The sequence below is a fragment of the Exiguobacterium sp. s35 genome (assembly GCF_018617535.1).
Lineage (GTDB): Bacteria > Bacillota > Bacilli > Exiguobacteriales > Exiguobacteriaceae > Exiguobacterium > Exiguobacterium aestuarii.
Genome location: NZ_JACSKI010000001.1, coordinates 222,057 through 235,987, shown reverse-complemented (window position 1 = coordinate 235,987; position 13,931 = coordinate 222,057). Strand labels below are relative to the sequence as shown.

Annotated in this window: 13 protein-coding genes and 2 pseudogenes; 3 read left to right on the top strand and 12 right to left on the bottom strand. The window is 48.2% G+C overall.

Going from position 1 to position 13,931, the window contains the following annotated elements; all coding sequences use genetic code 11:
- Positions 1–202: 202 nt before the first annotated feature.
- Positions 203–514: pseudogene (radC, locus tag KNO75_RS01205) on the bottom strand (RadC family protein); the annotation flags it as partial.
- 212 nt (positions 515–726) lie between these two features.
- Here radC (KNO75_RS01205) and KNO75_RS01200 point away from each other — a divergent pair.
- The 3 genes and pseudogenes from KNO75_RS01200 to KNO75_RS01190 form a co-directional block, all read left to right on the top strand.
- The gene (locus KNO75_RS01200; protein ID WP_214819423.1) at positions 727–1,452 is read left to right on the top strand and encodes a hypothetical protein; all 726 of its coding nucleotides are present in this window, start codon (positions 727–729) and stop codon (positions 1,450–1,452) included.
- Complete coding sequence (locus KNO75_RS01195; protein ID WP_214819421.1) at positions 1,445–1,870, top strand: hypothetical protein; 426 nt, start codon at positions 1,445–1,447, stop codon at positions 1,868–1,870. The genes KNO75_RS01200 and KNO75_RS01195 overlap by 8 nt, the downstream gene beginning before the upstream one ends.
- 506 nt (positions 1,871–2,376) lie before the next feature.
- Positions 2,377–3,068, top strand: a pseudogene (locus KNO75_RS01190) (IS3 family transposase); the annotation flags it as partial.
- A 181-nt stretch (positions 3,069–3,249) separates the two neighbouring features.
- Here the strand turns inward: KNO75_RS01190 and radC (KNO75_RS01185) are convergent.
- The 11 genes from radC (KNO75_RS01185) to KNO75_RS01135 form a co-directional block, all read right to left on the bottom strand.
- On the bottom strand, positions 3,250–3,879 hold the full coding sequence (gene radC / locus KNO75_RS01185) for a RadC family protein (RefSeq protein WP_214785274.1): 630 nt from the start codon (positions 3,877–3,879) through the stop codon (positions 3,250–3,252).
- A 23-nt stretch (positions 3,880–3,902) separates the two neighbouring features.
- A complete protein-coding gene (locus tag KNO75_RS01180; RefSeq protein ID WP_214819419.1) occupies positions 3,903–4,487 on the bottom strand; it encodes a Maf family protein in 585 nt (194 codons plus the stop codon).
- Between the two features lie 141 nt (positions 4,488–4,628).
- The gene (locus KNO75_RS01175; protein WP_214819417.1) at positions 4,629–5,336 is read right to left on the bottom strand and encodes a hypothetical protein; all 708 of its coding nucleotides are present in this window, start codon (positions 5,334–5,336) and stop codon (positions 4,629–4,631) included.
- Positions 5,333–6,898 (bottom strand): pilus assembly protein PilM, encoded by a 1,566-nt coding sequence (pilM, locus tag KNO75_RS01170; RefSeq protein WP_214819415.1) that lies wholly within the window; start codon positions 6,896–6,898, stop codon positions 5,333–5,335. Before pilM ends, KNO75_RS01175 begins: the two co-directional genes overlap by 4 nt.
- A 13-nt stretch (positions 6,899–6,911) precedes the next feature.
- Complete coding sequence (locus KNO75_RS01165; protein WP_214819413.1) at positions 6,912–7,664, bottom strand: prepilin peptidase; 753 nt, start codon at positions 7,662–7,664, stop codon at positions 6,912–6,914.
- Between the two features lie 84 nt (positions 7,665–7,748).
- The gene (locus KNO75_RS01160) at positions 7,749–8,222 is read right to left on the bottom strand and encodes a prepilin-type N-terminal cleavage/methylation domain-containing protein (protein WP_214819411.1); all 474 of its coding nucleotides are present in this window, start codon (positions 8,220–8,222) and stop codon (positions 7,749–7,751) included.
- Positions 8,223–8,364: 142 nt separating this feature from the next.
- Positions 8,365–9,582, bottom strand: a complete 1,218-nt coding sequence (locus KNO75_RS01155; protein ID WP_214785280.1) for a type II secretion system F family protein — start codon at positions 9,580–9,582, stop codon at positions 8,365–8,367.
- A 6-nt stretch (positions 9,583–9,588) separates the two neighbouring features.
- Positions 9,589–10,626 carry a type IV pilus twitching motility protein PilT gene (locus KNO75_RS01150; RefSeq protein WP_214819409.1) on the bottom strand — a complete coding sequence of 346 codons (1,038 nt, stop codon included), beginning with the start codon at positions 10,624–10,626 and terminating at the stop codon, positions 9,589–9,591.
- Positions 10,619–12,289 (bottom strand): GspE/PulE family protein, encoded by a 1,671-nt coding sequence (locus KNO75_RS01145; protein ID WP_214819407.1) that lies wholly within the window; start codon positions 12,287–12,289, stop codon positions 10,619–10,621. The genes KNO75_RS01150 and KNO75_RS01145 overlap by 8 nt, the downstream gene beginning before the upstream one ends.
- A 1-nt stretch (position 12,290) precedes the next feature.
- On the bottom strand, positions 12,291–12,575 hold the full coding sequence (locus KNO75_RS01140) for a hypothetical protein (RefSeq protein WP_214819405.1): 285 nt from the start codon (positions 12,573–12,575) through the stop codon (positions 12,291–12,293).
- Positions 12,572–13,783, bottom strand: a complete 1,212-nt coding sequence (locus KNO75_RS01135) for a G5 domain-containing protein (RefSeq protein ID WP_214819403.1) — start codon at positions 13,781–13,783, stop codon at positions 12,572–12,574. The genes KNO75_RS01140 and KNO75_RS01135 overlap by 4 nt, the downstream gene beginning before the upstream one ends.
- Positions 13,784–13,931: the final 148 nt, after the last annotated feature.

Sequence of the window (13,931 nt, the reverse complement as noted above, 5' to 3'; positions counted from 1 at the left end):
CTCCTCTTCAATTAAAGGATTCATAACTATTATTCAATCATTGTCTTGACCATATTTTCTACCTGATATTTCTTTTTAAGAGGTTAGTTATACCTGTTTCCTAAACTGTTTAAATTTTATACACGGCACCATTTCCGATAGCGATTGATTATGATTAAAAGAAATAAAAAAAGCAGACATCACAATGCCTGCTCCCCACTTCTCACCCATTCATATATCCTCGCTGCTTCATGCTGACGTAATGGTCTTCCCCGATGATGACGTGATCGAGACAGGCGATGCCGACGATATTACCCGCTTCAACCAACCGCTCGGACACCTCGATGTCTTCCCGACTCGGGGTCGCGTCCCCACTCGGATGATTGTGCACGGCAATAAAGCACGCCGCAGACAACTTGAGCGCTTCACGGAATACATCGCGCGGATGCACGATCGATGAATTCAGTCCACCGACGAAGAGCGTCTTCCGAGCGATGAGTTGATTTTTCGTGTTCAAATACAGACATATAAAGTAAATGTAAATACGTATTAACTATAAGTTATTTGTGTAAGTTTCTGTTTCTTTGTAAATATTTAGAGGTAATATTCAATAATTTAGTGCGAAATCACAGGCTAATTTGTCGACTCATGTCACATGATTTACCTTCCATTAAAGTTTCAAAATATGTATTATTGATAATCATAGTGTTGTTACTATTCAAGTCATTTAGCACTAGGGGGATAATCATGACTAACACATACGAACCGGAACGTTTGTCTACATCGCAAAGAAGGTTAAGCATTCTTTCGTGGCTATTAACAAATAATCGACCAAAATACTTTGATAATCTATTCATACAAAAATACTTATTTTTCTATGAACTCACTTCGTTTTCAGAAGGGAAAGATTATTCATTTGACTACATGAGAGGTTATCTGAGAGGTCCAGTTTTTTCTGAAGTTTATGGAGACGCTAAATATCGTGAGCAATTATTTTACCGAGAAAGTGATAAAGCTTCTGCAACGAGAGATCTATTTTTGGTTGACGAGAGTATTGCGAGATTTTCTTCTTTTATGGTTTCAATATTTGATAATCATGATCTTTCGGCTTTCACTCATGAATTTGATGTTTGGAAAGTTAAAGAAAATCAGATACAAGCTCGTACCAGTCCACAGATTCCACTATCAGAGGATGATATTTCTCAAAATGACCTTTCTATAATAGAAACTTTACGCGAAGTATACAACGATAGTTACATTAGGAGTCTGGAGATATTAGAATTCTCCAAAGAAAACCAACTGGGTAACGAACGAAAATTAATTTTCTTAATAACTAAAGATGATTTAGCTAGGTTAGAAGCCGAGAACTATGAACAAGTTTTGAATCAATTAATAAATGAAGCTACTATGCAAAATATCGAAAATCCTGTGTATATTACTTTTGATGAAGAGGAGGGCTTTAGAATTGATTAATCCATCAGATGTTGTTAAATTACGGATGCCACATCCGGACACTTCTGCAGTATTAGCCACTAAGACTCACATGTACGTATGTGCAAAAAAAGAAGGGACCAACAAGTTCCTTCTTTCTTGTCAAACCTTCAAACCACAACACGCACTAAAAAGAGTACCAAAAGTAATCCTTAAAATAGATTCGAGCGAAAATGGTCATCCATTTAAGGTACCTACCACGATTTCTTGCGACACTTATTTTAAAATTGAGAATGCAATTCTCCCTAATACTCTTCTATGTAATCCTGCCACATTAAGTACAGATATTTTTTCGCGTTTAAAACAGAGTTTAAAGCACGGTCCTTCAGTCACTACAATTAATACCCAATGGCTATTCCAAGTGAATAGTGAAGTTAAGAAGCACAATTCCCTTAAATGATATTTTTGTTTCCAAATCTAAAACCGAATGTAATAGTATTTCGCGTAACTTAAGTAAATATTGAATCTTGTAACAAACATCATAACAATAAAGCTACCCATTTTTTTTGATATGCTCCCCAATAAGTAGACAGATGAAATAACAAATCTGTTTATACTATTGGGGAGTGTTTTTTATGGCGAGAAGTCGACATTCGATTGAACGTGCACTTGTGTAGTGCGAAATAGGAGTGGTTCTTATGCAATGTTGGTGAGGTAGTGATGCTGACATTATGGGAATAAAATCAAAAAGGATTGATTTTCATGAACGAGTTAGAATTCTTGGATGATCGACTGCGCATCACGAGTGCTCACTCACGCGATGGGGTGAGGCACTTTGCCGCCCGTCTCGTTTCCGGCGGTGCATGTTGTCCAGACTGTGGTCAGTCTTGTCACCGACGTCACAGTTTCGCGACACGGCGGCTAAAAGACTTTTCAGGAATACATCAAGTGCTCCGCCTGCGCTGGACTCACGGCTATCGCCGGATTACGATGACGGTCAACCGCATACGACGCCAGAATGGCCTGCCGGCATACAACGAGAAGCGTATCTATCGTCTCATGCGTATTCATGGGATTCATTCGGTCATCCGCCAGAAGCGAAAACGGTACAAGAAGTCGTCACCGCAGCATGTGGCCGAGAACCTGATGAATCGGGAATTCAGCGCGTCCCGACCGAACGAGAAATGGTGCACCGACGTCACCGAGTTCAAATATGGAGCCGGGAAGGAGGCGTATCTGAGCGCGATCATCGACCTCTATGACGGCTCGATCGTCGCCTATCGCATCGGGAAATCAAACAACAACCGGCTCGTCTTCCAGACGATGATGCCAGCAATCGCGGGGCTCCGCACAGGAGCGCGGGTCCAATGATCCATAGTGACCGAGGATATCAATACACATCGAGAGGGTTCAAACGCATGGTAGAAGACGCGGGGCTGACCCACAGCATGTCCCGGGTCGGACGTTGTCTCGACAACGCCACGATCGAGGGATTTTGGGGTACCCTGAAAGTCGAGATGTACTACCTGCATGAGTTCCAGGCTTATAGTGAACTCACATCCGCCATCGAGAACTACATATCGTTCTATAACCATAATCGTCTCCAGAAACGCCTAAACAGCTTGAGCTCTGTCGAATATAGGTCTCAAGCCGTCTAGTCCGGTTTTCATTATTTGCCCTGTCTACTTGACGGGGAGCAGTTCACTCTATAAAGGCGTTTATGAGAGAATTATGACCAAAGCAGATTTTGCACAACTACAAAATCTCATCTTCGAAGAAAAATAAATTGTAACACCAAACGAGTAAAAAGCAGACATCACAATGCCTGCTCCCCACTTCTCACCCATTCATATATCCTCGCTGCTTCATGCTGACGTAATGGTCTTCCCCAATGATGACGTGATCGAGACAGGCGATGCCGACGATGTTCCCTGCTTCGACCAACCGTTCGGACACTTCGATATCTTCCCGACTCGGCGTCGCGTCCCCACTCGGATGATTATGCACGGCGATAAAGCACGCAGCAGACAGTTTGAGCGCTTCACGGAACACGTCGCGCGGATGCACGATCGATGAATTGAGCCCACCGACAAAAAGCGTCTTCCGGGCAATCAGTTGATTCTTCGTGTTGAGGTACAGACAAACGAAATGCTCCTGATTCAAAAGCCGCAATTCATCTCGCAACAACTCATACGCATCTTGCGGCGACCGAATCGTCGGCATACTCGCTTTCGGTTCTTCGACATACCGAATCCCAATCGTGAATGCGGCCAGGAGTTGCTCTGCCTTCTTTTTCGTCATCCCTTCGATTTTGCACAAGTCATGGACAGACGCCTGTGACAGCGCCCGTAACGTCGGATACACGTCCGAGATACGACGTGCCGTCTCCATCGGGTCCGGTCCCCGTCCTCCGATTTGAAGCAATCTCGCGATGGCGGTCTCTACACTACGGTCAATCACCATGGTCATTCCTTCACCTACTTTCAAGGCATTCACAGGAAGCGAGGCGTCACCCCATGCCGGTCGAGCGTCTTGACGAGCGGATGGATCGGTAAACCGACGACGTTATAAAAATCACCTTCGATTTTCTCAACGAAAAGACCACCCGACCCTTGGATGCCATATGCTCCCGCCTTGTCGTACGGTTCTGTGGAATCAAGGTAATCTTTCATCCAACTCTCCGGAATCACGTCGAATGTCACATGCGTCGTCGTGACAAACAAGTCCTGCGTCGCACCGATGATGCTCACGCCTGTGAGCACTTCATGGGTCGAGCCGGACAAGCGTTCGAGCATCCGTTTCGCATCCTCACGATCCGCTGGCTTCTCCAGGATGACTCCGTCTAAGACGACGACCGTATCCGCACCAATCACGATAGCATCTCGATGATCCCGCGCCACATCCATCGCTTTCTCACGAGCGAGACGGGCAACGTAATCGCTCGGGGACTCCTTGCCGTCCGTTCCTTCCGTCACGTTCGATGGGATGACCTCATGCTCGATTCCCGCTTTACGCAGTAACTCCGTACGTCGTGGTGACATCGAGGCGAGAATGACACGCTTCTGTGTTGAATTCATTGTATCGACTCCTTCTCTTCTTCTAAAATGGGCTTCCTTGCCGTTTCATACTTCTCTGTTGATTGTAGGCAACACGGGTCGTAAACACAATCACTCGGGTCGAAAAAAACGCCCCTTCAATTTCTGAAGGGACGTGTCGATTCATGGTGTCGTATAGTCGTAAACCGGGATATCCTTCTGTTCGAAGGCCGGTTCCGGGATGTAACGATCTGGAACGAGTTGATCGAGGTCCGGGCGATAGAAGGCATCCAGCTCGACCGTAAAATCAAGCGCCTGTACTTCTTCGACCGTATTTGGTCCTGTCTCGGCTGGTCCCGTGAATTGAATCGTCCGCAACACATGGATGCGGTTCATCGACTCAATCGATTCTAAGAACGAGACGAGGGCATCATACGTCTCAGCCTGAAGGGTCACGGTCGAACGAATTGTCGAGGCGTTGACCGGTGCGACGTCCGTCGGTTCAGCCGGTTCATTCGTCTCACTGACGTCGGCCGGATTGAACGGTTCGACTGTCTCAGGTACCTCTGACTCGGCCACCAAGCCGTCCGCGAAGGCGATGCTTGTCACATCGACGCCAGCTAATAAGCTTGCCTGTGACAATGCCTCGACGACCGTATCGAGTGCAGGTGCCGTCGGAACGCGCGTCTGGAGCGTTTGTGAGTCTGCCACGTCAACGGCTTTCCCTTCCTGACGCAACAGTTCAAGCTTCGTCCGTTCGAGCGAGAGGTCTCGCTCGAGCGCTTCGACTTCTCCTTGTTTGATGAAATACGTATAGCCGAAGTAAGTCGGTGCTACGATGGCTGCGAGGAGGCAAATCGCAAATAACGCATAAATTGTCGAACGTTTCATTGACTCACCACCTCCGCATCTGCTTCCTCTTCTTCAGTCAATTCTTCCTCCACGTCTTGGAACATGAACGTGAACTCTCCGATGTAGCGTGGAAGCGGGTCTTCTTCGAATGAATTTTCCTCTTCCTCTTCTGCCGACTTCAATTCGGTCGTTACGCCGAGAAGCTTCACGTCAAGGAAGCGTTCATCTGTCATGAGCGAACGTTGGAAGGCGTTCAAATCTTCAAGCGTCTCAAATTGTGTCCGCACGCTCATAATCGATCCGTCCGCGTAGTTATACGTCAACACGTAACCCGTCGGAGGCAATTGTTCGGTCAGCGCCCGAAGTGCCGGCACCGCATCTTTCTCCATGTCCGTCAACGCCGTCACGGTCTGGTCGAGCGAGAGCACTTGTTGTGCTTTCGAGTTCACTTGTTCCGTTTGATAGATTTCAACAAGTTGGAGTTCCTCTTCAATACGTGCTTGTTCTGCTTCCAATTGCCCTACCTCATAGTAAAGGTAACCGGCAGCGCCTCCTCCGAGGAGAAGTGCGACAAGTCCCGTCACGATTGGCCAACGGAGCGTCACATCGGTCGAGTTGATAAAGTTCGTATCCTGGTCACGTTGAAGGGTCGCCATTCCGAGTAAAGGAAGCATCTGATGCGATAGCGGTGTCCCATGGGCAATCGCGAGCGGTTGTTCGACCCGTGTGACGGAGACGAGTGACTCGGATTGAATCATGTGAACAAGATCGTCTACTTCAGGTACCGTTCCTGAGACGTATAAGTGGTCGATGGCACGACCATCCGTCCGTAGCGAGTAACGATAGAAATCAAGGAATCGGGCGAGTTCGTTCAACCAGTCATCCATCTGGTTCGCTTTCATCTCATCCGTCCCGTTGTATGTATACGTCACGACGCCGTCTTTCGTCCCGACTTGGTACGGGAGGTCTGACTCAATCGAACGAATGAAGCGAATCTGTCCTTCTTCTAACACCAACAATTGATGCGAGAACGGGGTCACATGCCAAATCAGTGTCGACTGAAGTGAATCGATCTCCGATAAACGCATGACACCGTTCGCGACCGCGACAGAGCGTGGCGTGATTTTCTTCAAAGCGAGACCACGTTTTTTCATGTACGAGCGCAGCGACTTCGTCAGCTCGATCGATACGGCATGAAGCATGACGTCCGTCTTGACCCCGTCTTCGCCTAACACTTCATAATCGAACGACACATCATCGAACGGTAAGATGATGGAACTGCCGATTTCCATGAACAAGTAGCCACGAATCTCATCCTTCGGAATCGTAGAAGGAATCTCGACTTTCCGTGACAACACTTCCGTCTCATCCAATGCGACCGCGCACGTCATTCCGCGACGAACTTTCAATTTGCGACAGAGTTCGTCGAAGGCGAGACTGAACGCCGTCTCATCGAGAATCTTTCCTTCGCCATACGCATCTTTTGCCAACTGAACCGAGGCGCTTCGTTTGAACACACCTTGTTTGATGACGGCACCGTGGATGCTGAGAGCATCAAACGAAAAATAGGTGACCGTCCCTTTCTCTATCCCACGACTCATGATCGTTTTCCCCCTACATCAACTCAAAATACCAATCAAAAAAGCTTTCACTAAACCAAAACGTCAACATCGTCCCGAGCGCGATCGATGGTACGAACGGAATCGGTTGTTTTCGTCCAATTTTCTTTGAGGCGATCAAGCCCACTCCGACAACCGCTCCGATCAAACTCGACAAGAACAGAGCGACGAGTACATCACGAGGACCGAGCACGAGACCAATCATAGTAAACAATTTGACGTCCCCTGCCCCAAGTCCCCCTTTTGAGACGAAAAAGACAGTCGCTAAAAGAGAAAATCCGAGGAGCGCCCCAGCAAGCGGTGACCACCACGTAGCTCCTGCCACATAGGTAAGGACGAGTAAGATCGGTGCCGTGATCCGCAAGATGACGTTCGGTACGAGCATCGTTGATAGATCAGATACTGCGAGCGCCAACAACGTCGATAAGAAAGCGAACGCGAGGAGCGTCGTCACACTAAATCCGTAAAGTGTATAGCTATAGCCATATCCGATGGCTCCGAGTAATTCAAAGATCGGGTACGTCGGCGCGATCCGCTCGCCACACCCACGGCATCTCCCACGAAGGGCAAGATAGCCGAAAATCGGGATGAGTTCCCACGGTGACAATTCGTGACCGCAAGACGGACAATGTGAGCGCGGTGTCACGATAGATTGTTGACGTGGCACGCGGAGCCCGACGACGTTCGTGAACGACGTGATGACCGCCCCGAGGACGATGCTATATAAGAATCCAATCAATTCGATCATGCAGGATCCTCCTTTTGTCAGTATATGCCAAAAAAAGAAAACCGGCTAGGCTGAGCGAGTGCCCAGCGCCAGCCGGAGTTAATGTTACGGTGTTGATAAAGAAGACTTACTTAGAGATCCTTCTTCTACACCATTGATGTTAAATTTTGAGCCTTTAAGAGTAACAGTATACGTATACTTACCTCCAGACTCAGTAATTGCTACTGAACCAGATTTATAAGAAGCATCATTGAAAGGATCTTCTAATTTTGAAATATATTTATATCCTTCTTCTTGAGTTGGGTCATCAGAAGCTGTTGCTCCTGCTTTAAGAAATACCAAATCATGATTTCCTGGATTAGACGCACTGTAGAGTTTTGCCGCTGAAATCATTTGTCTGGCATCAGCAACCATTGCATCTTTCTTCGAGTTCTCAATAATACCACCAATCGCAACAACCGCGATGGCTGCGATAATTCCTAAAATAACAACGACGACGAGTAGCTCGACGAGTGTAAGTCCACGCTCATCTTTTAATTGTTTGGCATCTTGCCAAATCATTTTCAACTTCTCTACCATGATTCATTCTCCCCTTTTGTGTGTTGTGCTGCATGTAAGCTAGATTTATTACAAAATACCTAAACTAGAAGTAGAACAATTTTACTATACCTTCTAAATAAAGTATTGAAAAGGTATATTTTCAAAACTCTGCATATTTAGTTTACTGATTTTGAATATCACCATAGATTTGGAACATCGGAACGACAATGGAGATGACAATCACACCAACGACACTCGCCAAAACGACAATCAACAGCGGTTCGATGATCGACTTGAGTCGGTCCGTCGTCGTCTCGACCTCTGTCTCATAAAACTCGGCGACTTCGTTTAACATCGAGTCCAAATCTCCACTCTCTTCTCCGACCGCAATCATTTGCGTCATGAGCGGCGGGAAGTTCGAGTTGCGCATGAGCGGCTCGTGGAGTGGGATCCCTTGCGCCATCATTTCCCGTGCTTCCGTCAATCCTTTTCGAATGACGCGGTTCGACACGATACGTTCCGTGATCTCGATGGCCGTTAAAATCGGTACTGCTGCTTGTAACAGGACGGCTAAACTTCGCGTCAGTAGCGCGATTTGCGATTTCGTCACAATCGGTCCGAAAATCGGCATCTTGAGCAGCAAGCGGTCGATGACGAATCGTTCTCGGTCCCGCTTCAGCATCCAAGTAAACACAAACACCCCGAGTATGGCGATGGCGAGTAAGAGCCACCAGAACGCAGCGATAAAGTCTGAAACGGCGACGACGATTCTCGTGATGAGCGGAAGCTCACCGCCGAGTTGACCGAAGATGCTCGCAAACGTCGGAACGACGTTCACCATCAAGAAGGCGACAACGCCAATGGCGACAATCGAGACGACCAACGGATACGTAAGGGCAGAGATGACTTTCCGCTTCACATCATACTGTTTCTGAAGTTGGAGCCCAATCTGGTCCAGCGCCTCCTCCAAGTTCCCGCTCGTCTCCCCGGCAAGTGCCATTGAACTGAAGAAGTTCGAAAAGACGCGTGGATGCTTTTTGATCGCCTCGGAATAGGCAATCCCCTCTTTCAAATCGTCCTCGACTTGACTGAGTGTCTTCTTCAAGACTTTCGACTCGGTCTGTACCCGCAAGATGGATGTCGCGCGGACAATCGGCACCCCTGCCCGAATGAGCGTCGCGAACTGTCTGACATACATGATCAGATGTTCGATCTTGACCCGTTCCGGTAGGATGTTGACCTCTTTGTTTAGTCCGGTCGACTCGAGTTCGGACAAGTCCGTCACGAGAATCGATTCTTGGCGTAACTTATCTTTTGCCTCCCGAAGCGAGACGGCCGTGATGCGACCTTTCTTGCGCTTCCCGTTCAGGAGCTTTCCTTCATACTGAAATATCGCCATCACTCATCACCTCATCTCTTCTGTCGGGACGGCGTTTGGATTGATGATCCCTTGCCGTACGAGCTGTTCAATCGCGGCATCCATCGGCTGCATGCCATGCTGGCGACTCGTCTGGATGACGGTCGGAAGCTGGAACTCTTTTTCATTTCGGATCAAGTTGGCGACCGCCGGATTTCCTAGCATGATCTCCATGGCGGCGACACGGCCTTTCGGCACGTCAATCCGTGGGAACAATCGTTGACTGACGACGCCGAGCAAAACGTTCGCGAGCTGCGTCCGGATTTGGTCTTGCTGCTCAGCCGGAAACGCATCGATGATTCGGCTCACAGTCGACATCGCACTCGAAGTATGGAGCGTCGCCATGACGAGGTGCCCCGTCTCAGCTGCTGTCATCGCCGTCGAAATCGTTTCTAAGTCACGCATCTCCCCAAGCAAAATGACGTCTGGGTCTTGCCGCAAAGCGGCTCGTAGACCGCTCACAAACTTCATGACGTCCGATCCGATTTCACGTTGGTCGACGATGCTTTGATCGTGTGAATGTAAATATTCGATTGGATCTTCTAACGTGATGATTCGCTTACGTTGCGTTCGGTTGATCTCGTGGATCATCGCCGCAAGTGTCGTCGATTTCCCAGAACCGGTCGGCCCCGTTACGAGGATAAGACCATGCGGCTTCTCAATTAATCGCTTCAACACTGTCGGCAAGTTGAGTTCATTTAATGTCGGGATTTCCCCGGAAATGGAACGAAATGCGATCGCAATCGTTCCCCGCTGATAATAGGCGTTGACACGGAAGCGTGAGACACGTGGCACCCCGAACGAGAAGTCGAGATCACGCTCATGTTCGAGGCGTTCCCGCATGTCTTCCGTCATAATTTCTTTTAAGTATCCTTCAAGATGTTGAGGCAATACTTTCTCCTCACCCATCGTGATCAGACTCCCATCCACCCGGATGATTGGTGGAGAACCCGCCGTCAAATGAATGTCTGATGCGCGTCGCTCGACCGCATTCGTCAAGATGACTTCAATCGATTGATTAATCATAAGCACTCTCCGTAATGACCGTTCGTAATATTTCTTCCGTCGTCGTCAATCCGGCTGCGACTTTTTCTAGCCCGTCAGCCAATAAGAACGTCGCCCCTTGTGACTTCGCATATTCCACCATCTCGGACTCGGTCGCCTGGTTCATGATCATCCGTCGTAATCCTTCGTTGATTGGAATTACTTCATGGATGGCGAGACGCCCTCGGTATCCTGTCGAGTTGCACGAAGAACATCCCTTTCCACGAACAATTCGGTCAATGTGAATGCCTTCTGCTTCGAATAGGCGTTGCTCACTTTTCGAGACCGGCTCTGCCTGACCACAGTCACGACAGACGCGTCGTACGAGACGTTGCGCGACGAGCCCGGTCGTCGAAGCGGCGACGAGGAAGGGTTCGACCCCCATATCGACGAGACGGGTGATAGAACTGATGGCCGAGTTTGTATGTAATGTCGACAGAACGAGGTGCCCCGTAAGTGAGGCCCGAATGGCAATCTCGGCTGTTTCCGTGTCTCGAATCTCTCCGACCATGACGATGTTCGGGTCTTGTCGTAAAATCGAACGTAGACCGGAAGCGAACGTCAAACCGACTTTCGAGTTGACCTGGACTTGGTTGATGCCATCGAGCTGATACTCGACCGGGTCTTCTACCGTGATGATGTTTTTCGTCTCGTCATTCAACTCTACTAGTGAGGCATAGAGAGTCGACGACTTTCCTGAACCGGTCGGACCGGTAATGAGAATAATTCCGTTCGGACGTTTGAGCATTTCGCGATACGCTTGCTCGTTTCGTTCCCCGAACCCTAGTTTCGTCAAATCTGTCAGCCCTTGTGACGAGTCAAGCACTCGAATAACAATCTTCTCCCCGTACATCGTCGGGAGCGTCGACACACGGAAGTCATAGGCACGATTTCGCAACGTATACTTGATCCGTCCATCTTGCGGAAGACGACTTTCCGTGATGTCGAGGTTACTCATCACTTTAAGGCGTGTCAGCATGACACTTTGAATTTTCTTCGGATAAATCGTTTCCGTACGTAAATCTCCGTCAATCCGAAACCGGACATGAAGTTGTTTTTCATGTGGGTCGAAATGGATATCTGAAGCTCGTTGATCGATTGCACTCAGGAAGATTTGGTTCACGAGACGAATGATCGGGGCATCGTCCCGATTCATCGTTTCTTGTTGATCCATTTCCGGTGCATCTTCTTTTAAAATCTCGACGAGCGAATGATCCATCTCATAATAACGACTGATTGTCTTCCGAATCTGTTCACGTGTCGAAATACCAATCTCAATATTCATCCCGGTCTGCAGACGGACATCATCGATCGCAATCAAATCGAGCGGGTCGGCCGTTGCGATATGAAGCGTGTTTCCGATTAACTGATATGGCATGACGTCATGTTTTTGTGCCAATGCTTTCGGCACGAGCTTCGTGACCGTCACGTTGATATCCTGAGCATACAGCTCGATAATCGGCACATGCAGTTGTTCATGAATCATTTGAATCAATTGCGTTTCGGTAATGTGGTTCAACCGAATGAGTGTATCCCCCAGTTTTTCACCGGGGCGTTTTTGTTCGAGCGCTTCATCGAGCTGACTCGTCGTAATGAGTCCGGCCTCGATGAGCATCTCGCCGAGTCTTCGTTTCGTTCGTCTCACGTTACTTCACCATCCTTTGAGGAGCCTCCTCTTGCTCGACTTCCCTCTCTTCGACGAAAGTGCTAGCCGTCACTCCACCAATCAATATGACAACGAGTATGAACCACGCCCACCATGAACGGGTCAAGTCTTCCGTGATCATAAAGTAAATCCCAGCAGATAGAACGGCCGTCCATAAACTGATGAGTAATTTGGTTTCACGCTTCTTCATCGATGGGACGGACAAGGCAAACAGCGTGAGCGTAGCCAATACCCAAAAGCCTAGTAAAATCATATAACCGATCATCCGACTGCCTCCTGTTCTGCAGGGTCTTCCTCTAATACGGGTGGTTCTTCGAAGTTGTCATCTACTTCATCGTCAAAAGTCGGGTCTTCTTCCACCTCTTCATCCGGGAATGTTGGAATGACCGGTTCCACCGGTTCAGGTGGCGGAAGTGGTACCGAGCTCTTCGTAACGATTTCTGGTGTCGGGGCATAAAAATCAAAACCGAGCAACTCCATCGTTTCTCCTTCTTCCGTCACTTTGACACGGTACAACTTACCTGACTGGCCAGATTGTCCAGATTGTGTGATCGATGAGCTGCCTGACGGAAGTGACGAAGAGAAACGGACGACTTTTTGATAAGGAACCGAAGTCACTTCTTCCACTCGCGCCTCGTAAGCCGATTCAAACGGTTGCCCGAGTAATTGGACGGTCACCGCATTCCCTTCACTTAAAACGAGAATGGCGTATGATGACTTCTCACGGTTTTGCACCGCAAAGTTCGAGCGGGCGTCTACTTTCGTGTCATATCCGAGTTCGACACCAGACGGAAGCGTCTCATGAGGCACACGTTCAAGGATGGCGAACGGTGTGGCAGCGAACATGCGATAAAATGAAGAGCCGAGCGTCGTGAGCGCCTCAAAGTCTTCCCCGAACGATTTGAGACTAAAGATATCACCTGCTGCCATCTCGAATCCGTTCATTCGATCGAGCGTGGACTGCATCGCCGGAGTCGGGCTCACGGTAAACGAAGCGACGACTTCACTCTCTGCAGCGACTTGTTCCAATGCGACCGTTGACTCAAGCATCGATGCCGCTTCCATCAATGCCGGGGCAATCATCGTCATCGTCACAGGTTGACCATCGAGATAAGGTTCAACTTTAGATTCATCGATTGCGGTCAACAGTGGGTATTCACCCTCATCTGTGATGGCATCGAGCGTGTTCGGTACATCGAACGTCACGACTTCTTTTCCGATTTCAATGACGGTCCCGTCCATCAGATTGACCGAAAACGGCATCGTGTTGAAATCTTTGATGGCGTTATCGAGACGAACGTCAGCCTCTTCCTTCGTCATTCCGGAAACATCGACGCCTGCGACGGTTGTTTCTGTATATGTAGTACTTGATTCGGCGGACGCATCTAAGTAATTGACGAGTCCGATTGTCGGCAACGTCACGAGTGCGACTAGTCCGATCAGAATAAAAAGATGCATCCCATACCGCTTCATGTAAAAATCCCCCTATGTCTTATATGTCCACTATTCTTTGTATCCGTTCAGTGTGTAACTTTAGTATAATATGTATTGTACAAAAAATAACAATTTATTCATTATTCCATACGTTATTTACCGATTGTTTTACTTTTTTTGAATAGGA